General features: G+C 64.0%; 22 protein-coding genes. 9 read left to right on the top strand and 13 right to left on the bottom strand.

Annotated elements, in window-relative coordinates:
• The first annotated feature begins 149 nt into the window (after positions 1 to 149).
• The gene (locus tag HCN50_RS13595) at positions 150 to 1,106 is read left to right on the top strand and encodes a carbohydrate ABC transporter permease (protein ID WP_171710175.1); all 957 of its coding nucleotides are present in this window, start codon (positions 150 to 152) and stop codon (positions 1,104 to 1,106) included.
• On the top strand, positions 1,099 to 2,001 hold the full coding sequence (locus HCN50_RS13590) for a carbohydrate ABC transporter permease (protein WP_171710174.1): 903 nt from the start codon (positions 1,099 to 1,101) through the stop codon (positions 1,999 to 2,001). The genes HCN50_RS13595 and HCN50_RS13590 overlap by 8 nt, the downstream gene beginning before the upstream one ends.
• 11 nt (positions 2,002 to 2,012) lie before the next feature.
• Here the strand turns inward: HCN50_RS13590 and HCN50_RS13585 are convergent, their stop codons facing one another.
• From HCN50_RS13585 to HCN50_RS13560, 6 genes are all read right to left on the bottom strand, one after another.
• Positions 2,013 to 2,843 (bottom strand): TonB family protein, encoded by an 831-nt coding sequence (locus HCN50_RS13585; RefSeq protein WP_171710173.1) that lies wholly within the window; start codon positions 2,841 to 2,843, stop codon positions 2,013 to 2,015.
• Between the two features lie 5 nt (positions 2,844 to 2,848).
• Positions 2,849 to 3,292, bottom strand: a complete 444-nt coding sequence (gene exbD, locus HCN50_RS13580; protein WP_171710172.1) for a TonB system transport protein ExbD — start codon at positions 3,290 to 3,292, stop codon at positions 2,849 to 2,851.
• 4 nt (positions 3,293 to 3,296) lie between these two features.
• The gene (gene exbB, locus HCN50_RS13575; RefSeq protein WP_171710171.1) at positions 3,297 to 4,082 is read right to left on the bottom strand and encodes a tonB-system energizer ExbB; all 786 of its coding nucleotides are present in this window, start codon (positions 4,080 to 4,082) and stop codon (positions 3,297 to 3,299) included.
• A gap of 31 nt (positions 4,083 to 4,113) precedes the next feature.
• A complete protein-coding gene (gene hutX / locus HCN50_RS13570; RefSeq protein ID WP_171710170.1) occupies positions 4,114 to 4,629 on the bottom strand; it encodes a heme utilization cystosolic carrier protein HutX in 516 nt (171 codons plus the stop codon).
• A 13-nt stretch (positions 4,630 to 4,642) separates the two neighbouring features.
• Positions 4,643 to 4,978, bottom strand: coding sequence for a heme-degrading protein HmuQ (gene hmuQ / locus HCN50_RS13565; protein WP_065743486.1), 336 nt, complete (start codon positions 4,976 to 4,978; stop codon positions 4,643 to 4,645).
• A 134-nt stretch (positions 4,979 to 5,112) separates the two neighbouring features.
• The gene (locus tag HCN50_RS13560; protein ID WP_171710169.1) at positions 5,113 to 7,467 is read right to left on the bottom strand and encodes a TonB-dependent hemoglobin/transferrin/lactoferrin family receptor; all 2,355 of its coding nucleotides are present in this window, start codon (positions 7,465 to 7,467) and stop codon (positions 5,113 to 5,115) included.
• Positions 7,468 to 7,727: 260 nt separating this feature from the next.
• Here HCN50_RS13560 and HCN50_RS13555 point away from each other — a divergent pair, with 260 nt between their 5' ends.
• The 5 genes from HCN50_RS13555 to HCN50_RS13535 all read left to right on the top strand — a co-directional run bounded on the left by HCN50_RS13555 (position 7,728) and on the right by HCN50_RS13535 (position 12,264).
• The gene (locus tag HCN50_RS13555; RefSeq protein WP_171710168.1) at positions 7,728 to 7,934 is read left to right on the top strand and encodes a hemin uptake protein HemP; all 207 of its coding nucleotides are present in this window, start codon (positions 7,728 to 7,730) and stop codon (positions 7,932 to 7,934) included.
• A 30-nt stretch (positions 7,935 to 7,964) separates the two neighbouring features.
• On the top strand, positions 7,965 to 8,909 hold the full coding sequence (locus HCN50_RS13550) for a heme/hemin ABC transporter substrate-binding protein (protein ID WP_171710167.1): 945 nt from the start codon (positions 7,965 to 7,967) through the stop codon (positions 8,907 to 8,909).
• Positions 8,906 to 9,997 carry a FecCD family ABC transporter permease gene (locus tag HCN50_RS13545; RefSeq protein ID WP_171710166.1) on the top strand — a complete coding sequence of 364 codons (1,092 nt, stop codon included), beginning with the start codon at positions 8,906 to 8,908 and terminating at the stop codon, positions 9,995 to 9,997. The genes HCN50_RS13550 and HCN50_RS13545 overlap by 4 nt, the downstream gene beginning before the upstream one ends.
• Entirely contained in the window at positions 9,994 to 10,800 is an 807-nt protein-coding gene (locus tag HCN50_RS13540; RefSeq protein WP_171710165.1) for a heme ABC transporter ATP-binding protein, read from the top strand. The genes HCN50_RS13545 and HCN50_RS13540 overlap by 4 nt, the downstream gene beginning before the upstream one ends.
• 111 nt (positions 10,801 to 10,911) lie before the next feature.
• Entirely contained in the window at positions 10,912 to 12,264 is a 1,353-nt protein-coding gene (locus HCN50_RS13535; protein ID WP_171710164.1) for an esterase-like activity of phytase family protein, read from the top strand.
• Positions 12,265 to 12,414: 150 nt separating this feature from the next.
• Here HCN50_RS13535 and HCN50_RS13530 read toward each other — a convergent pair whose 3' ends face one another.
• Positions 12,415 to 13,272 carry a hypothetical protein gene (locus tag HCN50_RS13530; RefSeq protein ID WP_171710163.1) on the bottom strand — a complete coding sequence of 286 codons (858 nt, stop codon included), beginning with the start codon at positions 13,270 to 13,272 and terminating at the stop codon, positions 12,415 to 12,417.
• 288 nt (positions 13,273 to 13,560) lie between these two features.
• Here HCN50_RS13530 and HCN50_RS13525 point away from each other — a divergent pair, with 288 nt between their 5' ends.
• On the top strand, positions 13,561 to 14,142 hold the full coding sequence (locus HCN50_RS13525; protein WP_171710162.1) for an alpha-ketoglutarate-dependent dioxygenase AlkB: 582 nt from the start codon (positions 13,561 to 13,563) through the stop codon (positions 14,140 to 14,142).
• Between the two features lie 55 nt (positions 14,143 to 14,197).
• A complete protein-coding gene (locus HCN50_RS13520) occupies positions 14,198 to 15,436 on the top strand; it encodes a DUF763 domain-containing protein (RefSeq protein ID WP_171710161.1) in 1,239 nt (412 codons plus the stop codon).
• A 146-nt stretch (positions 15,437 to 15,582) separates the two neighbouring features.
• Here HCN50_RS13520 and HCN50_RS13515 read toward each other — a convergent pair whose 3' ends face one another.
• From HCN50_RS13515 to HCN50_RS13490, 6 genes are all read right to left on the bottom strand, one after another.
• On the bottom strand, positions 15,583 to 17,250 hold the full coding sequence (locus HCN50_RS13515; RefSeq protein ID WP_171710160.1) for a mucoidy inhibitor MuiA family protein: 1,668 nt from the start codon (positions 17,248 to 17,250) through the stop codon (positions 15,583 to 15,585).
• Positions 17,251 to 17,495: 245 nt separating this feature from the next.
• A complete protein-coding gene (serA, locus tag HCN50_RS13510) occupies positions 17,496 to 19,085 on the bottom strand; it encodes a phosphoglycerate dehydrogenase (RefSeq protein ID WP_171710159.1) in 1,590 nt (529 codons plus the stop codon).
• Between the two features lie 164 nt (positions 19,086 to 19,249).
• The gene (locus tag HCN50_RS13505) at positions 19,250 to 20,422 is read right to left on the bottom strand and encodes a phosphoserine transaminase (protein WP_171710158.1); all 1,173 of its coding nucleotides are present in this window, start codon (positions 20,420 to 20,422) and stop codon (positions 19,250 to 19,252) included.
• Between the two features lie 79 nt (positions 20,423 to 20,501).
• Positions 20,502 to 20,696, bottom strand: coding sequence for a hypothetical protein (locus tag HCN50_RS13500; RefSeq protein ID WP_171710157.1), 195 nt, complete (start codon positions 20,694 to 20,696; stop codon positions 20,502 to 20,504).
• 228 nt (positions 20,697 to 20,924) lie between these two features.
• Positions 20,925 to 21,395 (bottom strand): GNAT family N-acetyltransferase, encoded by a 471-nt coding sequence (locus HCN50_RS13495; RefSeq protein ID WP_171710156.1) that lies wholly within the window; start codon positions 21,393 to 21,395, stop codon positions 20,925 to 20,927.
• 17 nt (positions 21,396 to 21,412) lie between these two features.
• Entirely contained in the window at positions 21,413 to 22,003 is a 591-nt protein-coding gene (locus HCN50_RS13490; RefSeq protein ID WP_171710155.1) for a glutathione S-transferase family protein, read from the bottom strand.
• Positions 22,004 to 22,042: the final 39 nt, after the last annotated feature.

Raw genomic sequence — 22,042 nt, 5'->3', positions numbered from 1 at the left:
GCCGAGCGACGCGGTCATTTGCGAGTGCGATCGACACATCGTCATTCCGGGGCGATGCGTAGCATCGAACCCGGAATCTCGATATTCCGGGTCTGGTGCTTGCGCACCATCCCGGAATGACGTTCAAAATCAGACCGGGAAAGGATCTGATGTCTGTAACAACAATTCCGGCCCGCACCTATGCCCTCCGGCAACCCGGCTGGATCGCGCGTCTGCTCGACTACAAGCCGTTCCTGATCGTGATGTGCCTGACGCCGGCGATCGGGCTTCTGACGGTGTTCCTCACCTATCCGCTTGGCCTCGGCGTCTGGCTCGCCTTCACCGACACCACGATCGGCCAGCGGGGCATCTTCATTGGCCTGGAGAACTTCCAGTATCTGCTCAAGGATCCCCTGTGGTGGAACGCGGTGTTCTACAGCATCTTCTACACTGGTATTGCGACCATCGGAAAATTCGCACTCGGCTTCTGGCTGGCGCTCCTGCTCAACAACCACTTTCCGCTCAAGAGCCTGCTCCGCGCCATTGTGCTGCTGCCGTGGATCGTGCCGACCGTGCTGTCCGCGCTGGCGTTCTGGTGGATCTACGATCCGCAGTTCTCGATCATTTCCTATCTCCTGGTCGACGTCTTGCACATCCGCTCGACCAACATCGACTTCCTCGGCACGCCCTGGCCGGCTCGCTTTTCGCTGATCGCCGCCAACATCTGGCGCGGCATTCCCTTTGTCGCGATCTCGCTGCTGGCGGGCTTACAGACCATCTCGCCCTCGCTTTACGAAGCCGCGATGCTGGATGGCGCCAGCGCCTGGCAGCGCTTCCGCTACATCACCTTCCCGATGATGATGCCGATCCTGGCGATCGTGATGACGTTCTCGATCATCTTCACCTTCACCGATTTCCAGCTCGTCTACGCTATCACGCGCGGCGGGCCGGTCAACTCCACGCATCTGCTCGCAACGCTGGCCTTCCAGCGCGGCATCGCCGGCGGCGAGCTCGGCGAGGGCGCGGCGATCGCGGTGTCGATGATCCCGTTCCTCGTATTCGCGACGTTGTTCAGCTACTTCGGCCTCGCGCGCCGCAAATGGCAGCAGGGAGAAGCCAATGACTGACGTAGCCGCTCAACCGGGCAACAGCAATGTCGCCAGCGCCACGCGCGACACGATGGCGTGGGATTCGCGTGCGCGGCGGGTAATGATGATCTACCTGCCGCTGGCCTGCTTCGTGCTGATCCTGCTGTTCCCGTTCTACTGGATGGCGATCACCTCGTTCAAACCGAATGCGGAGCTTCTGAATTACAAGGAACACAATCCGTTCTGGATCTCCTCGCCGACGCTGGCGCATATCAAGCACCTCCTGTTCAACACCGCATATCCGACCTGGCTGAAGACCACGATGTTCGTGGCTGTTGGATCCACCTTCCTGTCGCTGTTCGCTTCGACGCTCGCGGCTTACGCGATCGAGCGCTTGCGCTTCCGTGGCAGCCCCTATGTCGGCCTCGCTATCTACCTGGCCTATCTGGTGCCGCCCTCGATCCTGTTCATACCGCTGGCGACCGTAATCGTGCAGTTCGGCCTGTTCGATAGTCCGATGGCGCTGATCCTGGTGTATCCGACTTTCCTGGTACCGTTCTGCACCTGGCTCCTGATCGGCTATTTCAAATCGATCCCTTATGAGCTCGAGGAATGCGCGCTGGTCGACGGCGCGACCCGGCTGCAGATATTGCGGCGGATCACGCTGCCGCTCGCGGTGCCCGGGCTGATCTCGGCCGGCATCTTTTCCTTCACGCTGTCCTGGAACGAGTTCATCTACGCGCTCGCCTTCATCCAGAGCGGCGCCAACAAGACGGTCCCGGTCGCGATCCTGACCGAGCTCGTCACCGGCGACGTCTATCAGTGGGGTGCGCTGATGGCAGGTTCGCTCCTCGGCTCGCTGCCGGTCGCGCTGTTCTACTCGCTGTTCGTGGACTACTACGTCTCGTCGCTGACGGGGGCGGTGAAGGAGTAAGACAATCCCGCCTACCGCACAGTGAACGCCACCGGTGCGCTGAAGGGCATCGAGGATTGCTTCACGTCCGCAGGAAACGCGGGGAATGGCTGGGCGCGGCGCACCATGGCGAGCGTCTCGGCATCCAGCGCCGCATAACCGGACGAGCCGCCAAGACTGACTGACGTCACGCTGCCGCTTCGGCTCAGCGTGAAGCTGACGCGTGCGGTGCCCTGCTGGCCCGCGGCCTTGGCGGCCGGAGGGTATTGCTTGAAGCGTTGCAGATGCGCGGCGACCATCTGCCGGTAGGAAGCGAGCGCCGCGGCCGATGCGCCGGCGGCAGCGGATGCAGCGGGTGCCTGCCGCTCGGCCTTGGGCGAGGCCGCCGTGCGCGGCGCAGGCGGCGCGTCGCTCGGCTTCCTCGCCTCCGCGCGGACCGCCTTCGGCTTGACCGGCGATGGCTTCTTCTCAGGCTCGACCTTGGCCGGCTCCATTTTGGGCGGGGTCGGTTCGCTCTTCTGCTCCGGCGGCGCGACGACCTCGGGCTTTTCCTGCGGCGGTGTCGGCGCGATCTGCTCCTTCACAACCTCCTGCTGCGCGGCCTCGGGCGGCGGCGAGGCATCGGCCTGCTGCATCACCGGCCCCGGCGTGAGATCCATTTGCGTCGGCTGCGGCGCCGACGACACCGGCGCCATGTCGATCATGATCACCGGCACCGAGACGCCGGGTACCGGCCGCTGCGTCATCCAGTTCATCGCCAAGGCGACCAGCGCGGCATGCACGGCAAGAATTGCAAACGCCGAAACGCCCCAGCGCCGCAATACGGCCTGGTCGGAGGCGTCATGAAGCGCGAACGCGTTCATGGGTGCTAGCTCCGGCCGTCGAGGCCGACCAGCGCGATCTTGAGATAGCCGCCGTTGCGCAACAGGTTCATCACCTCCATCAGATCGCCATAGCTCACAGCCTTGTCGGCGCGCAGATAAATACGCTCGTTCTTGTCACGCTTGGTGGCGGCGTCGATGGTGGCGGTCAACGTATCCCGCGCGATGACATCCTCGCCGACCGCGACCGAAAGATCCGGCTTCACGGTGACGAATACCGGCTGGTCCGGACGCGGCGACGGCTCGACCGCGCTGGCCGGGAGATTGACGCCGAGATCGACCGTTGCGAGCGGGGCGGCGACCATGAAGATGATCAGGAGCACCAGCATCACGTCGATGAACGGCGTGACGTTGATCTCGTGATTTTCGACAAGATCGTCGCTGCCGCCGCGCGCCCGTCCGCCGACAACATGTCCGAGCTTTGCGCCCATCGCATCACTCCGCGGCGCGCGCGAGACGGAACGAACCGCGGTCACCCTCGCGGCTGATGAGCAGCAGCACCAGCGCCGAGGCGTCGCCGAGCAGCGCCCGATGCGCTGAAATCGTGCGGGTGAGATGGTTGTAGATCACGACCGCCGGGATCGCTGCGACCAGACCGAGCGCGGTCGCGAGCAGGGCTTCTGCAATGCCGGGCGCGACCACGGCGAGATTGGTGGTCTTGGCTTCGGAAATGCCGATGAACGAATTCATGATGCCCCAGACCGTGCCGAACAGGCCGACGAACGGTGCGGTGGCGCCGATGGTCGCGAGCACGCCGGTGCCGCGCGCGATCTGCCGCGACATCGCCGCCTCCACCCGTTCCAGCCGCAGCGCGACCCGCTCCTTGAGGCCGTCGTCAAAATGACCGCCGGAGAGGCTGGCCTCGCGCGCGGCGGACTGGATGATCTGCGCGACGGCATCGTTGCCGCTTCGGCATTCCTGTTCCGCCTTGGCCAGCACCGTATCGGTCTCCAGCATGTTCAGGCGCCGCTTCGCAGTCGCCGTCTTGCGCCGGATTTCGATGGTCTTGGCGAGCCAGATCGTCCACGTCACCAGCGAGGCGAAGGCCAAGCCCACCATGACCGCCTGCACCACGATGTCCGCATTCACGAACATGTTCCATGGCGACAGGTTGCGCGGCAGCAACGCGACATCGGTGGCGGCGCGCGCCGGCCCCGGCGAAACGGTCACGGCGGCCGCGCCACACCAACGGATCATAACGTCCAGCACTCTGCGCTGCATGGTCGTCTCCCGGGCTGACAATACAGATCGGCTACGCCGCGCCGGCGGGCGCGATCCTTTCCGCCAACGCATGAAAGCGCTGCAACTGATCCACGCGCAGCGCGCGCTGCTCGTCGCGGCCGACGAACACCTTGAACATGATGCCGCCGTCGACATTGATGAACGCGATGAAGGCTGACGACTTGCCCATGAAGGGCCGCTCGACAAAGGCAATGGCTGCACAACGCTCGTGCCGGAGATGTCCGTGCAGCCCCTTCGGCTGCATCAGGTTGAAATAGCCGCGGCCCACTTCGCCCGCCGGGATGCTGCCGGTGAATTCGAAGATCGCATCATCGGTATGAACAATCATCGTCACCTCGCCCCATTGCGCGACATCGTTCATTGCGGCGGCGAACTCGCTGCCGGGGCCGACGCGCACCATCGTGTCCGGCAATGCCTCAAGCACCGCGCGCGGGGTGACTTTGCGCTCCCGCGCGACGTCCTCGATAACGGCGCCGGGATTCTCCGCCATATAGGCCTTGAGGTCGGCAATATCCGTGCTCAACATCGCACCCCTCCCATCAGGCAGCGGCGCTGGACTTGCGCTCGCTCAGGATCACCTCAAAGCCTTCGAACTTGGGATGGCCGAGGTAGAGGCTTTCGCCGGTCTTGTTGTCGGCGCGGGCATGCGCGCGGCGGAATTCTTCCGATTTGGTCCAGGCTTCGAACGCGGCCTTGTCGACCCAGACGGTGTGCGACGAGTACAGCGTGTGATCCTCGGCGACCGGCCCCTTGAGCAGGTGAAATTCGACAAAGCCGGCCATGTTGCTGAGATAGGACTCGCGCGAGCGCCAGACATTCTCGAAGGCCGCTTCGGAGCCAATCTTCACCTGGAACCGGTTCATCGCGATAAACATTTGAAATCTCCTTGCTGGGTTGCTGGGGTGCGTCTGGCGTACCGTTTGGGTTAGATGGAAACATGAAACGCGCCGAAGCCGCGCTGGAGCATCAGCGCGGCCGGGCAACTTTGTTGGTTTGTCAGCTCGTCGAACTACGCTCCACCAAAGTGAATCTTCAAGCCGGCCTTGTAGACCCGGCCCGGTCCGGGGCTCGACCACAACACGTCGTTCTGCGTGGTGCCGTCGGTGGAACTGCCGGGTATCGCATAGGGCCGGTAGTACTGGTTCAAGAGATTGTCGATGGACGCCGAGAACACGATATCCTTGGCCGCGTTCCAGGTCAGGTAGAGGTTGACCAGTTCATAGCCAGTGGCGGGCAGATAGCCGGCCGGCACATCGTTGTTAGCGCCGAACGAGGACCATTGCGCCGCTAGAGTCAGCCTGCGGTCGAGCAGCCGCACGCCGCCGGTCGTGGTGATCTTGCGCGGCGTGATGGTCGCGAGCCCGACATTGGTGTCGACGTTCTTGCCTTGGATCAAGTGACCGGAAAATCCGACATACCACAGGCCGGCGTCGTACGCCGTTTCCCACTCGAAGCCTTCGATTCGGGCATGTGCAATGTTCTGGTACTGGAAGAACTGGTTGACCGTCCCAAACATCGTTACGACGGGGCCAAACGAGACGCCGTCGATGTAATTGACGACGTCATTGCGGAACACATTGAACTTGCCCCGGAAGCTGTCCTCGGCGGCAAAGATGTCGTTATATTTCAGATTGACGCCGGCCTCCTTGTTCTTGCCCACCTCTGGCCGCAGGTTCGGATTGGGCAGGAAGCAGAACAGGCCGGTCTTGCCATCTGGGCAAGGCAAGTTGAAAGGGCTGCCGCCGTTGGCGTGGGCACCCGAGACCAACGTCTCCGTGATCGAAGGCGCACGATAGCCCTCGGCATAGCTGATATAGGGCGTAAAGCCCGCCACCGGCGTCACACCGATGGTGATCTTCGGTGAGAACCGGTCGCCACCACCGCCGGTGGCCACGAACGGCGAATGAAGATCGTAGCGGTCGTAGCGGATCGCACTGACGGCCTCGAACCACGTCGAGTAATTCTGCTTCAATTGCGCGAACCCGCCGGAAACCGTACGCAGACCGCCGGGCGTGGTAACGTTTGAATTGCCGCGGCTGTCGAAGGTGGACACGTCGTCCTGGAACGCATCAAGACCGAGCGTCACCGCGTTGCGCCAATCGCCGACATTGAACCGCGTCGTGTTGTGGACGTCTATTCCGAGCGTGTTGAGCTGATAGCCACGCTTGTCACCGACACAACCCGAAATGTTATTGCCGGGATTACCCAGCGTACACACGCCGCCGCCGGTGGTGATGCGGTTGTTGTAGGTCTTGACCTGGTCGTTGTCGGTCCGGTTGCCGTAGAGTGACAGATTCCAGTCCCACAGATTGTCATCCGGCCTAGCGTATTTCCAGGTCAGCGTTCCCGTGTAATTCTTGGCATCCGATGCATAGACTGAGGAGCCGGCGATTGCCGCTGCCGGCGCTGACGTCGTCGTCGGCCCGCGATTGAACTGGCCGATGTTGTACTGGTAGTCCTGGAAGATGCCGCCGAGCTTGATCTCATGGCCTTCCGCCGGCCGCACCATCACCTTCATCAGGCCGGCCGCGATCTCGTTGCCGGTATTGCCGATCTCGGTGCCGTTGCCGTCCTTGTAATTGCCCTGCGTGCGGTAGACCGCACCGCCGAAAACGTCGACGTTGGGTGTTGCGCGCACGCCGCCAAAAATCGACCCCATGCCACGCGCATTATTGGTGCCGCCGGAGCCGGTCATGTCGACGCCCCAACGCTCGCCCGGGCGCACGACGTCGTCAATATCCTTGGTGCGGAACGAGACCACGCCGCCGATCGCGCCGGAGCCGTAAATATTGGCGGTCGGCCCCCGCACGATATCGACACCGCCGACCAGTTCGGGATCGAGGAAGAACGAGCCATTGGCGTTATGGCCGCTACGCTGGTAGTTCTGCCGCGCGCCGTCGACGACGACAGCGACGCGGCCGAAATCCTGCAGGCCGCGAATGTTGATGACGGTGGAAGGATCGTCGCCGCGCTCCTGGAACGACACGCCGGGCACATTATAAAAGACATCAGACAGCCGGTTTGGCTGCAGGCCCTGGATCTGCTCGAGCGTCACCACGCTCACGGGCGCCAGCGCATCGATCGCGCGCTCCTCAGTCCTCGAGGCCGCCACTGTGATCGTATCGAGCGACTGCACCGGCGCAGCTCCAATCTGCGCCCGCGCGTTCATCACGGGCGCTGCGGCCTCTCGATCCTGCGGCGGTTTTGCGGGCTTGCGCTGCGGCTGCTTCTGGCGCTGGGACGCACCGCTCGCGGCCTGCGTATCCGCCGTCTGCGCGTTGCCGGCTTCCCCACCCAGCAATGCAATTGAAAACACCGACGCACCCAATAAGAGGGCGCGCGAAATCCTAGCCCCGTCAGCCATACAACCCCAACCCCGATATCTGTCTTTGGGTCTGGCTGGCGGGCGCTGCGCGTAACTCGCAAGCTGCTTGCTGGCTGCCACATTCACGACGCACGCACTGCGCCTGCATCGTGTCATGCTTGGTTACGTGGCGGGTTCCAGACGGTCAAGAACCGCTTTTGGCACTTTATATCAATTGTAAATTGCCACAGTTGGATTGCGGCGCACCGCAACTGTACAAACATGGCACCGACGGAACTTCTCGGGGCGCCACAAACGACATGTCTGCAGCAAAAGGAGAGAAATTCGGAGGCCCCCGGACGCAAGCCGGCAATCTCGCATCCAGCGCCAGGTCGCTTGCCTTCAATGGCAACCGCATCGACAGCCGCGAGCTGTTTGCGACCGAGCGCGAGATCATCATCGCGCATGGCGAGGAGAATTATCGCCTGCGGCTGACGTCGCAGAACAAGCTGATCCTGACCAAGTGACCGACCAAGTACCGACCAGGTGAACCGGCAATGACATTTTGTCGCACGCTCGCATTGACGGCCGCCGCCTGCCTGCTCGGCGGCGCAGCGGTCGCTGCGGGCATTACCGTGCACGATGCCCGCAACCGCGACGTCGTGATCGGCGATGCCGCTCGGATCGTCTCGATCGGCGGCGCGATCACGGAAATTCTCTATGCGCTTGGTTTCGAGGATCGTCTCGTCGGCGTCGATTCGACCAGCCTCTATCCCGCCGCGGCGCGCGAGAAACCCGATGTCGGCTACATGCGCCAGCTTTCCGCCGAAGGCGTGCTCGGGCTCAATCCCTCCCTCGTGCTGGCGGCGCAAGGATCCGGTCCGAAGGAAACCATGGACGTGCTGGAGGCCGCTAAGGTGCCGCTGGTGCTGGTGCCCGAAAGCTTTTCGGAAGCCGGCCTGCTCGAAAAAATCAGGCTGGTCGGCCATGCGATGGACGCGGACAAGCGCGCCGAATGCCTGATTGCGGCGGTATCGGACGATCTGGCGCAACTGCGCGAGCTGCGCGCCAAGGTGACGAAGCCGGTGCGCGTGATGTTCGTGATGTCGCTATTGAACGGCCGGGCGATGGCGGCCGGGAAAAACACCGCGGCGAACGAGATCATTGCGCTCGCCGGCGGCGTCAACGCGATCGATGGCTATGACGGCTACAAGATCATCAACGACGAGGCGATCGTTGCGGCGAAGCCCGACGTGGTGCTGTCGATCCAGCGCGGCAAGGACTCGGTAGAGGCGGAGGCCGTGTACGTCCATCCGGCTTTTGCGCTGACCCCGGTCGCTGCCAACAAAACCTTCATCTCCATGGAAGGCCTCTATCTGCTCGGCTTCGGACCACGCACGGCAGCCGCCGCGCGCGACCTCTCAATCAAGCTCTATCCGGCGCTGGCGCCGCAGGCCGAGAAATTCAAGCCGGCGGCGTTCGTCGCGAACTGCCGGACATGACCGTTCTGACCGAGGCAAGCGCAAAGCGCCGCAGCGGATATGCATTCCGGCCGCCCGCTTCGCTCACCCTTATCTGTCTCTTCATCGCGCTTGCCGGCGCCGCGCTGATCGCGCTCACGGTTGGCGCCGCCGGCATTCCGCTCGCGCGGTTGCCGGCCGCGCTCGGCTTATGGGGCGAGGGTTCTGCGGGCCCGAGCCTTGCGCGCGACCAGCTCGTGCTGTGGTCGATCCGGATGCCGCGGATTGGCGCGGCGGCGATGGTCGGCGCGCTGCTTGCGGCATCGGGCGCCATCATGCAGGGGCTGTTTCGCAACCCCCTCGCCGATCCCGCGCTGGTCGGCGTTTCCTCCGGCGGCGCGCTGGCAGCCGCCGCCGCGATCGTCTTCACCGATAGCCAGATCGGCCAGAACGTCCGCTTCATGCAGCATCAATTGCTGCCGATTGCGGCCTTCGCCGGTTCGCTGCTGACGACGATCATCCTCTATTCGATCGCGAGCCGTTCGGGGCGGACGTCGATTGCGATCTTCCTGCTGGCGGGCATCGCGATTGCGGCAATAGCCAATGCCGGCACCGGGTTGCTGGTGTTCATCGCCGACGATCGGCAGCTCCGCGACATCACGTTCTGGATGTTGGGTTCGCTGAGCGGCGCCACCTGGCCCAAGCTAGCTACGCTGGCGCCGGTGCTGGTGTGCGCCGCGATCGCCTGCCTCTCGATTGCGCGCGGCCTCGATGTCCTGGTGCTCGGCGAGGCCGAGGCGTTTCACAGCGGCGTCGACGTCGAACGCCTGAAGCGGATTTCGATCGTGCTGGTGTCGGCGATGACCGGGGTAGCGGTTTCGGTCTGCGGCATCGTCGGATTTGTCGGCATCGTGGTGCCGCATCTGTTGCGGCTGGTGATCGGACCGGCGCACCGGCTGCTGCTGCCGGCCTCCATGCTGCTCGGCGCGGTGCTGCTGACGGGCGCCGACACCCTGGCCCGCACCATCGTGGCGCCCGCGGAAATGCCGATCGGCATCCTCACGGCGGCGATCGGCGCACCATTCTTCCTCATCATGCTGTTGCGGCAACGTGGGCTGGTCTCGCTATGAGCGCCATTCTCGAAGCGGAGTCGGTCTCAATGACGGTCGGCGGCGCCACGCTGGTCGACGGCATCGCTTTGCGCGTCAAAGCCGGCGAGATGGTTGCGATCGTCGGTCCCAACGGTGCCGGCAAGTCGACGCTATTGCGGATGCTATCAGGCGATCTTCGCCCGACGAAGGGCCGCATCGAGCTGAAGCAGCGCGACATTCACCTCTATGCGCCACGCCTTCTCGCCCATCACCGCGCGATGCTGTCGCAGCATGTCAACGTCACCTTCCCATTCACGGTCGAGGAAATCGTCCATATGGGCGCGGGCGATGTTGGCCGCGCTGCCGCGCAGCGGCTGGTCGATGCGGCGCTCACCGAGGTCGATCTGGCGAATTTCAGCCACCGGCAATTGCCGACGCTCTCCGGCGGCGAGCAGCAGCGAGCGCATTTCGCCCGCGTGCTGGTACAGCTCGCCTGCGGTGAAGAACAGCACGGCCCCGGCCTTCTGCTGCTGGACGAACCGACCTCCAGCCTCGACATGCGCCACCAGATCGATCTGGTGGAGACAGCGAAGCGGCGCGCGCAGAATGGCACCGCCGTGATCGCCGTGCTGCATGACCTCAATCTCGCGATGCGCTTTGCCGACCGGATCGTGCTCCTGCATCGCGGCAAGCTCGCCGTCGACGGCGGCCGCAGCGAGGCGATCACCGCCGAGACCATCCGCCGGATCTTCGAGGTGGATGTGAAGATCGACTACACCGATCAGGGCGTGCCGTTCCTGTTGCCGCAGACCATGCGGCCGGCCGGCGCGCCGGCGGCATAGCGCCGCAACGCCTTATCCCACGGCGTCACACGCCGTTCATGAAACTGTCAGTCGGCTGTAACAGCCGCTCCGCAAGACACGGCGCATCGTTCATTCATCAGGAGATCCGCCATGCGCGTGTCGTTGCTCTGCTCTGTCGTATCAGTCGTTCTGGCCGGCGCTGCCTTCGCCCAAGGCGAAGGCGAATTTCCCGCCACGCTGAAGGGGCATGCCGTGCTGCCGGCCGAGAGCTTCATCGACGCGCCGGCGGACGCTCCCGACGATCTGAAGACTGCGGGCAAATACACCACCGGCAAGCGAGTTGATGCCGCCGGCAGCGTGATGGGTAAATCCTACGAGCGGCCGACCGGCGTGTCACTGCCATTCAAGGGCCAGCCGCTGCAGGGCCATTCCGGCATCAAGGTGATGGCGGATGGTTCGTTCTGGGTGCTGACCGACAATGGCATGGGCTCACGCTACAACTCGGCCGACTCGATGCTTTATCTCAACCGGCACAAGATCGACTGGGCGAGCGGCAAGATCGAGCGGCAGGAAACCATTTTCCTACATGACCCGGACAAGAGAGTGCCGTTCCGCATCCTGCATGAGGACACCGCCAAGCGCTATCTCACCGGCGCCGATTTCGACACCGAGGGTTTTCAGCTCATCGACGACACCTTCTGGATCGGCGACGAGTTCGGCCCCTACGTGCTGAAGGCCGACAAGACCGGCAAGATCCTCGCCGTGTTCGAGACGGCCGCCGACGGCAAGCCGGTGCGCTCCCCCGACCACTGGTCGGTGCAGTCGCCGGCAGCTCCAGGCGCGACCTACACCGCGGTGAATTTGCGCCGCTCCAAAGGATATGAAGGCTTTGCCGCCTCCAAGGACGGCAAGTTCCTGTACGGCCTGCTCGAAGGCCCCCTGTGGGACGCCGAGAAGAAGGATTGGGAGAAGGTCGACGGCAAGGAAGCTTCGCGGATTCTCGAATTCGATGTTGCCGCGGAAAAATTCACCGGCCGCTACTGGCGCTATGTGTTCGAGCAGAACGGCAACGCCATTGGCGATTTCAATATGATCGATGCCTCGCATGGCCTGATCATCGAGCGCGACAATGGTGAAGGCACCGCCGACAAGGCCTGCCCGCAGGGCCAGCGCGGCGAGAACTGCTTTGCCGATCTCGCCAAGTTCAAGCGTGTCTACAAGGTCGAGCTCTCAGACGCCAATGTCGGCAAGCCCGCGCGCAAGATCGGCTATATCGACCTGATGAAGATCAGGGACCCCGACAAGAAGGCGCGCAAGCCGCTCAATGACGGCGTGCTGGCGTTCCCGTTCTTCACCATCGAGAACGTCGATCGCGTCGACGACACGCATATCATCGTCGGCAACGACAACAATCTGCCGTTCTCGTCGAGCCGCGATCCCAACAAGGCCGACGACAACGAGTTCGTGCTGCTGGAAGCGGGGGAATTCCTGAAGGCGAAGTGACGGCGCCACTCCCTCTCCCCGCCCTTTCGCGGGGAGAGGGTTGGGTGAGGGGCGCTATCCGCGTAATCACTGCATCATCGAATCCGTGGAGACAGCCCCTCCCCCCGCCCTCTCCCCGCGAAGGGCGTGGAGAGGGAGCAGAGAAGAGCGCTACGGCATCACCGTCTTGCGCCGGCTGAGCGCATTCGACCGCGCCATCCATTCCGGCAGCGGCGCACCATCCCGATGGCGGCCGCCGGCACAGGCGGCGGCCCAGGCGGCTGCGGCGCCGAGTAGGATCGCGGTCGCGACCGAGAAGGCGAGAATGATGCTGCTGCGACGTGACTTCGCAATCGCAGTCTTGGCGCTGGCAACGACGCTATCGACCCGCCGCTCCGCATCCGGCGCGGAAAGGCCGGTAAGCGCGCCGACCTGCTGGATCAGATAGGTGCGGTCGTCCGCGCTGAGGCCGCTGTGACTTGAAGTCGTAAGCAGGATGCGACCCGCTTCGGCACGTTCTGCGCCGAGATCGACATTGGGCGCGCGGCGGCCGGCGCGAAACAGCCGGTCCAGTTCATAGCTCAACAACGGCTCGGCGGCGCTTGCCTGGGCAGGACCACGCATCGAAGGCGTCCGGTTGATCGTGGCCGCGCCGATCAGGGCCGCGAGGATGGCGCCCATGACCACAGCCAGCGCCCAGGTACCGAGGCCATGCGCGCCGTCAACGTGCTCGGTTTCGTCCACCGAAGCGGTGCCGGCCGGGGTGCGGCTATGTCCGGCGATGTAGCCGCCAAGCCCGAAGCTGAGCACCGCCTGAATGATCAGATAGAGACCCGACAGGATTGCGAGCGCTGCGGACGCATCGCGCCAGGTCGGCGCCGTCGAGCTAACGCCGAGACCGATCGTGGCGCCAAACGTCAGCAGCACAGATGAAAGCGCCGTCGCCGCAAACGCGCCGAGCACGATCGGCGACCATTGCAGGAAGCGCGGCGTGGTATCGCTGCGCACCGCAGGAGAGACGTTTTCCATCGACCCCTCCATGCGCTAGCGAAGGCCGAAGAAGGACAGGATGGCCAGGATTACGACGATGAGACCGATGAGATAGATGAGCCCGTGCATGGCTTCCTCCATGTGTCCGCCACCATTTCTCAACCGACAATGGGCCGGCATTGGCAAAGTTCCTCCCGTTGACGGGAAAAAGATGCAGCCGGCATGGCTGATGCGGCGCCCCATTGGTCCGGACAGAATGGCGGCCGGCGCTTCTTTGTTTGCCGGCCTCGCCTCCCCATATTCGGTGCGTAGGCAAAACGCTGGGGCATGGGCTTGATCGCGCAGCTCGCATTATTTTCCGAAGAAACGGACCGGCCCGAGGGGCTGCAATACACCGCCGAATTCATCTCGCCGGCCGAGGAGCGCGAGCTGATCGCCCATGTCTCGGCCCTGCCGTTGCAGCCGTTCCAGTTCGGCGCTCATCAAGGCAAGCGCCGCGTGGCTTCGTTTGGCTTCCGCTACGACTACACACTGCGCCGGCTGCAGCAGGCCGATCCGATACCCGGCTGGCTTGAGGCCGTGATCGGAAAGGTCGAGACCCATGGTGGGCCATCGACCAGGATTGCGCAGGTGCTCTGCACCGAATACGAGGTCGGCGTCGGCATCGGCTGGCATCGCGACAAGCCGCAATTCGGCAGGATATTTGGTCTCTCGCTCGGCGCATCATGCAAGTTCCGCTTCCGGCGGCCGGCCGGCGAGAAGTGGCAGCGCTACACGCTCGCAGCCGCGCCGCGCTCGCTCTACATGATGTCGGGCGCGTCCCGGCAAATCTGGGAACACAGCATTCCTGCGGTCGAGGCCAAGCGCTATTCGATCACTTTCCGCACGATGACTGACCGAAAGAGCTGACAGCGCGGCTTCCCAGTCTGGTAGACTGGCCGCCGATTCAGATGCGCAGGAACCAATGGCAAGACGCACCGGCAGCGCTGACCTACCCCTGCATGGCGGACGCGTTCCGGCCTGGCTCGGGGTTCGCATGTCCTCGCTCGGCACGATCATCACCCAGGCGATCGTGCACCATTACGGCCGTGACGAATTCTTGAGACGACTGTCGCAGCCGTTCTGGTTTCAGTCCTTCGGCGCCGTCATGGGCATGGATTGGCATTCCTCCGGCATCACCACCAGCGTCATCGGCGCGCTAAAGCGCGGGCTCAAGCCGCTGGAAGGCGAGCTTGGCATCCATGTCTGCGGCGGCCGCGGCCAGCACTCGCGCAAGACGCCCGACGAGCTGCGCCTGCTCGGCGAACGCACCGGCTTTGACGCACCAAGATTGGTCCGGGCCAGCCGTCTCGTCGCCAAGGTCGACAGCGCCGCGGTCCAGGACGGTTTTGATCTTTATCTCCATGGCTTCTTCGTTACCGATGACGGCAAATGGACTGTCGTGCAGCAAGGCATGAACGGCGACAAGCGGCAGGCGCGCCGCTACCACTGGCATTCGGAGCAACTCGAAAGCTTCGTCGATGAACCGCACAGCGCAATCGACGGCCCGGCGCAGGGCGAGATCGTCAATCTCACCGACCACCGGGCAGCGCCTTCGCGCGCGGCGCAGCTCGACCTGCTGAGCGAGATGGGCCCGGATCGGATTGTCAGCGAACTTGCAGCGATCGACGGCAAGCAACCGGCGCAAGCGATGCTGCCTCACCTCGTAATGCCCTCGCATCACGACGTCCGATCGAGCGACGTCTTCAGCCGCCGCCTGCACGGCACACTGGCCGCCGCTGCCGAACGCGGGCCGATCGACTTTCCGGAATTGCTGCTGACGCCCGGCGTCGGGCTGCGCACCGTGCGTTCGCTCGCCATGGTCGCCGAGGTCGTCCATGGCGCGCCCTACCGCTTCGCCGATCCGGCACGCTTCTCGCTGGCGCATGGCGGCAAGGACCGCCATCCCTATCCGGTGCCGCTCAAGGTCTATGACGAGACCATCCGCGTGCTGAAATCGGCGGTGCAGAATGCGAAACTCGGACGTGACGAGGAAATGCAGGCCTTGAAGCGGCTCGATGACCAGTCGCGCCGGCTGGAGCGTACTGCGCAGGGACCGTCGCTGGACGTGTTCATCGCGGGTGAGCGCGCCGCCTCGCCGGCGCTCGACGGTCGCTCGGTGTTCGGATGGGAAGCGGAGTTGAAGGCGCGCAAGAGCGGGTGAGTGTGAAGTGGCTTTGCGCAGCCATCGCCACGAAAGCGGGCGATCCAGTACGCCGCGGCGTCTATCGGGTGCTAATTCTAACGCCGCGGATTACTGGATGCCCGCCTTCGCGGGGCATGACGAGAGCATGTGAGCGTCTTCTAACCTCACCCCGCCGGCACCACCACCACACCCTTGTCCTTGGGCCAGCGGATGCGCCAGGCGAAGTTGACGTCCCTGACTTCCCCGGGCTTGGCCTCGAAGGTCCATTCCAACACGCCGCGTCTGTCGCGCAGATTGGACGTCGTTGGCGGCGTCGTCGACGACAGCATTTCGACCTGGATTTCCTCGGTCTCGCTGACCGGCAACTGATCCTCAATCGCGACCCGGATCGGGAAATCGTGGCCGTTGCGCACGATGGTCTTGAACGCGCGCTCGTCGGTCTTCGACGTCGTCACGAGCAGGCCGGCCGATCCTTCGTTACGCTTGAGGACGGTACGTTCGATCTTGACTTTGTCATCGGCGCCGAAGCCGAGCCGCACGGCTTCATCCTTGCTTGCGGCGGCCATCTGCCCGCGGCCGACGAAGACGCCGTCGCGATAGATCGAGACGCGGCCGGGCAACAGCGGCGCGTCCTCGTTCTGCTTGAAGCTTGCTTCCAGGAACGCGGTCGGGTCCTTCACCGGCACGGCGCGCACCGCAAGCTCAGGGGCGATGGCGGCGGTGGAAACGCGCAGGCTCTTGGCGCCCTCGCTGGCACTGAGGCTGACGCGGCCGGGAATCCTGAACACCACCTGGAAGCCACTGACATCGGCGGTGGCCTGCTGCTCCTCGGCGCGCTCGACAACCGATTCCGCCATCTTGGATGCCGGAGCCGGCGCCGCACGCAGCAACTGCCTGTTGTTATCCATCGCGCCGCTGACGGACGCCTGAGGCCGCGGCGGTTGCGGGTACTGCACCAACAGCGAATTGAGCTCGGGCGCGCTGCCGCCACGCGCAGTGCGCACCGTCGAGACGCTGAGCGCGACATTGGACCAGTCCTCGCCGGTGGCCTGCGTGATTTCGGCGCGGCGCACCAGCTCCAGCGTCGGCTTGCGATCCTTGGCTCCAGTATCGAGACGGGCGTCATAGAGCGGCGACCAGCGCGCGTTGCGCACCGCATAGGTCACCCGCAGCGTCGCCTTGGTCGCAGCCGCCGCGGCAAGTTCGATCCGGACTTCCAGTCTGTTCGGCGGTTTCTGCGCCCGGTCCTGTTCGAGACGCGCAATCTCGCGGTCGAGCTCGCGCTGCTTGCGCTGGGCATCGCGGATCGCGGCATCGGCGCTGGCGATTTCTTCGCCGACCGCGGCAAACGCCGCGCGCCATTCGGCGATCGGCCGCGCTTCGCCCTTGTCGCCGATCCCGGCGGGAGAACTGTCCGCAAATCGCTCGGCGAATTTGCGCCGTGCAGTCGCCGCATCGATCACGCCCTGCAGATTGGCCCGCTCGTCCTTCAGCGCCTCGATGCGCTGGTCGAGCTCAGGCAGATTGACCGGCGGCGCCGCGCGCGGCGGCTTGGCATCGATCGCGCCGATCGTGAGTTTTGTACCCGCCTCGCCTTCGACGCGGAGCGACGACGGATCGAGCGTGAGCGGAAAATCCTTGAGAACGGCGGAATGCTCGCCGGCCGGCAGATCGAGCGTGACGACCCGCGTGATGCTCGCACCGTCCGGATAGACGGTGACGGCATCGACCGCCGAACTGGCCGGTAGCTCAGCCGCCCGCGCTCCGCCGGCTGCAAGCGCCATCAGCACGACGAGGCTCGTCGTCCAAAAACCGTTCGCAATCAATCGCATGGAATTTCTCCTGAGCTGCTCACCTGATGGCGGCGCGCGAAAGGGCCCACCATCCCCGGTGATGAGACGCAGCGAAGGAGAAACGGGTTCGATCAGGATTTGCGGCAAGACTGCGGCGGCACCGTCGCCGTGCGCGTGCGGCGGCACCACGCGCCAGCCAGGAGTCCGCAAGAATGCTGATCCTTGCGGCTCCAAGCGAGCCTCGGCTCCCATCGAGGTTCGCTCGGCGTTTTTGCGCGACGGTTTTAGAACGCCAGCGCCTTGGCCTGCTTCACCTGGGGCAATGCCTGCACCTTGCTGAGCACGTCAGCGGGCACAGGGCCGTCGATCTCGACCAGCGCGATGGCGTCGCCACCCTGCTTGACGCGGCCGAGATGGAAGGTGGCGATGTTGATCTGGGCCGCGCCGAGCAGGCTGGCAAAGCTGCCGATGAAGCCGGGCTTGTCCTCGTTGGTGACATAGATCATCGACTTGCCGAACTCGGCGTCGACCCGGATGCCCTTGATGTCGACCAGCCGCGGCTTGCCATCGTGATAGACGGTGCCGGACACCGAGCGTTCCTGCCGTTCGGTGATGACGGTGACGGTGATCAGGCTTTCATAATCACTCTGCGCCGCGCGCACGATCTCGTCCACCACCATGCCGCGCTCCTTGGCGACGACCGGCGCGGAAACCACGTTGACCTCGCCGAGCATCGGCCGCAGCAGGCCTGACAGTACCGCCGACGTGATCGCCTTGATCTTCATCTCGGCGACGGCGCCCTCATAGGTGATCTGGGTCTTCAGGATTCCGCTCTCGGTAAGCTGGCCGGCGAACGAGCCGAGCTTTTCGGCAAGCTCGATGAACGGCTTCAGCTTCGGCGCCTCTTCCGCCGTGATCGAGGGGAAGTTCACCGCGTTCGAGATCGCGCCGGTGAGGAGATAATCGGACATCTGCTCGGCGACCTGCAGCGCCACGTTCTCCTGCGCTTCGGTAGTGGAAGCGCCCAGATGCGGCGTGCAGATCACGTTGGGATGGCCAAACAGCACGTTGTTGGTGGCGGGCTCCTCGATGAACACGTCAAAGGCGGCGCCCGCGACATGCTTGGAATTCAGCGCGTCGACCAGCGCCTGCTCGTCGACCAGACCGCCGCGGGCGCAGTTGATGATGCGAACGCCCTTCTTCATCTTGGCGATCGCTGCCGCGTCGATGATGTTTTTCGTCTTCTCGGTCAGCGGCGTATGCAGCGTGATGAAATCGGCGCGCTTGAACAATTCGTCGAGCTCGACCTTCTCTACACCGATGTCCTTGGCGCGTTCCGGCGACAGGAACGGATCGAACGCGACCACCTTCATGCGTAGTCCCTGCGCGCGGTCGGCAACGATCGATCCGATATTGCCGCAGCCGACCACGCCCAGCGTCTTGCCGGTGATCTCGACGCCCATGAAGCGGTTCTTCTCCCACTTGCCGGCCTGCGTGGAGGCGTCGGCCTGCGGAATTTCGCGCGCCAGCGCCAGCATCAGCGTGATCGCATGCTCGGCGGTCGTGATCGAATTGCCGAACGGCGTGTTCATCACGATGATGCCCTTGGCGGTGGCCGCCGGTATCTCGACGTTGTCGACGCCGATGCCGGCGCGGCCGATCACCTTCAGCTTCTTGGCCTTGTCGATGATTTTGGCGGTCGCCTTGGTCGCGGAGCGGATCGCAAGGCCGTCGTAGTCGCCGATGATCTCGGCGAGCTTGTCCTTGTCCTTGCCGAGGTTGGGCTGGAAGTCGACCTCGATGCCGCGGTCCTTGAAGATCTGCACGGCCGCAGGAGAGAGCGCGTCGGAAATGAGAACTTTGGGTTTGGACATCTGAATGTTTCCTTCACCCTCCCCTGGGGGGAGGGTCGGCGCATAGCGCCGGGGTGGGATGAAGCTGTCGATTTGAATTCGCTGTGCGCCGGGTTGAGAGGCTTTCGCCCCACCCCGCCGCACCTACGGTGCGTCGACCCTCCCCCTCCAGGGGAGGGTGACGATCAAGCCGCCTTCGGCAGCGCGGCCTTGGCCTCGGCGAACGCCCAGTCGATCCACTGCGTCAATAGCGCAACGTCGGAGGCTTCTACGGTGGCGCCGCACCAGATCCGCAGGCCCGCGGGCGCATCGCGGTAGTAGGCGAAGTCGTAGCCGGCGGCTTCCTTCTCGACCAGCGCCACCAGCTTCTTGGAGAACTCGGCCTGCGCATCCGCCGTCAGCGAGGTGATCGCGGGATCGACGAACTTCAGGCACACCGAAGTGTTGGAGCGGATCGCCGGATCTTTCGCCAGGAAATCGATCCACGGCGTCTTCGCCTTCCAGTCCGACAGCACCTTGGTGTTGGCGTCGGCACGCGCGATCAGGGCTTTCAGGCCGCCGATCGATTTCGCCCAGTTCAGGGCATCGAGATAATCCTCGACGCACAGCATCGACGGCGTGTTGATGGTCTCGCCCTCGAAGATGCCCTGGTTGAGCTTGCCGCTCTTGGTGAGACGGAAGATTTTTGGCAGCGGCCATACCGGCTTGTAGGTCTCGAGCCGCTCCACTGCGCGCGGCGAGAGGATCAGCATGCCGTGCGCGGCTTCGCCGCCCAGCGCCTTCTGCCAGGAGAACGTCACCACATCGAGCTTTGCGAAATCGAGTGCCTGCGCGAAAGCGGCCGAAGTCGCGTCGCAGATGGTGAGGCCTTCGCGGGTCGGGCTGATCCAGTCGGCGTTCGGCACGCGCACGCCCGAGGTGGTGCCATTCCAGGTGAAGACGATGTCGGACGCCGGATCGACCTTGCTGAGATCGGGAAGATCGCCATAGCCGGCATGCAGCTTGGTGACGTCTTTCAGCTTCAGTTCCTTGACGATGTCGCTGACCCAGCCCTCGCCGAAGGATTCCCAGGCGATCGTGGTGACCGGGCGCGCACCGAGCAGCGACCACAGCGCCATTTCGACCGCGCCGGTATCGGACGCCGGAACGATGCCGATCTTGTAATCGGCCGGCACTTCAAGCACTTCACGCGTCAGTTCGATCGCGAGCTTGAGCTTGGCCTTGCCGAGCTTCGCGCGATGCGAGCGGCCGAGGGCAGCGTCCTTGAGATTTTGGGGATTCCAGCCGGGGCGCTTGGCACAGGGGCCGGAGGAAAAATGCGGCACGTTCGGCCGCGAAGCGGGCTTCGCTACGGTCATGATCTACCCTTCCAGATAGTAAGCCTCCCGTTGGGGGGAGGTGTCCCGCGGCGGTCATTAAGGGAATCACGCCGTCCCGTCAAGGAACTTCAGGCGAATCACAGTCGATTGATGAGGACTCGTCCACGTCAGGCGCCGCCTCCTGCTGCAGGAGTTCAGCGGCATCGGTGACCAGTTTGGCCGCTTCCCGGCGGCTTGCGACTTTCAAAATACTGCTCTCGCCAGCCTGCACGACATACTCACTTCCGATCCTGACAATCGAATATTTTTTCATCGGAAATCCCCAAGCTGCCCAAGCCCCGAGGCAGACGCCGGAATAGCGGAGACGTTCCTGTCCGTAAAATCACGGACGCATGCGTAGTTTATCGGTTGTTAACCGGATCCGATAGCGACGACTACCTCAGGCGGTCATCGCAAAGGTACCTCAACCGCAGTTGGCTGAGTTTGTTCTGAGGCGCTTTCTTTATGCGAACGGCCACTTCGCTCGAAAACGCTATGGCGATCAAAATCGCAAGGTCATGCCGACATGGCTGCGCGCAAAGCCCAATCGTTCGTAAAATCGCTGCGCATCGACGCGGGTCTGATGCGTCAGCAATTCGACCAGCTTGCAGCGGTTCGCACGCGCTTCCGCAACCGCCCACTGCACCATCTGCTCGCCGATGCCGCGGCTGCGGCAATGGCTGGCGACGCGGACATCCTCGATCAGGCCGCGCGAGGCGCCTTGCGAGCTCAGCCCCGGCAGGATGCATAGTTGCAGGCAGCCGACCACGGCGCCCTCGCCGTCCTCGGCGACGACCAGTTGAATGTTTGGGTCGCGCTCGACCATCTCGAACGCTGTGAAATAGGATTGCGGCAGCGGATCTTCGATCCGCTCACGCGCGCCGCCGAGCGGATCGTCTGCCAGCATGGCAACGATGGCGCCGACGTCCGCGCGGCGCGCACGGCGGATGGTGACTTTCGCAATCTCAGTCATGATGCATTCCGGTGAAGTCAGCGCGCCGGCGGCAGGGCGAGGAACTTTTCGGTCTCGCCGATCCAGCGGCGCACCGCGACGCAGCCGTCGAGATGGAAGCCGCCCTCATGGGCCACGCGGGTATAGGCCAGCAGCGATATGTCGGCGAGCGTAACGGCATCGCCGACCAGAAATGGCGTCAGCGCGAGCTGGTGCTCCATCCGCGCCAGCGCCGCGTAGCCGCGCTTGACCTTGTCGGGATCGAGATCGGAAGCCGGCTTCCTCAGATAGAACATCTGGAAGCGGCAGATGGCGATGTAGGGCTCGTGGCTGTACTGCTCCCAGAACAGCCACTCGTCCATCTTGGCTTCCGCGAACGCATCCGTAGGGATCAGGCTGGAGCCGCGGGCAAGGTAACGAATGATCGCGTTGGATTGCGCCAGTGAGCGGCCGTCGTCGAGTTCGATCGTCGGCACCTGGCCCGCGCCGTTGCGCTTGAGAAATTCCGCCGTCCGCGTCTCGCCCTTCAGCGTATCGATCGCGATCCAGGTGTAGGGCAGCGCGAGATGGTCGCACACCCACTTCACCTTCAGACAATTGCCGGAATTGGTATCGCCGTAGACCTTCATGCGCCGTCGTCCTTGCTAGAGCGACACTGCAACAAGCGG

The organism is Bradyrhizobium archetypum, assembly GCF_013114835.1.
GTDB classification, from domain to species: Bacteria; Pseudomonadota; Alphaproteobacteria; order Rhizobiales; family Xanthobacteraceae; genus Bradyrhizobium; species Bradyrhizobium archetypum.
The sequence above is the reverse complement of the archived record's forward strand: the minus strand, read 5'-3'. Positions and strand labels throughout refer to the sequence as shown.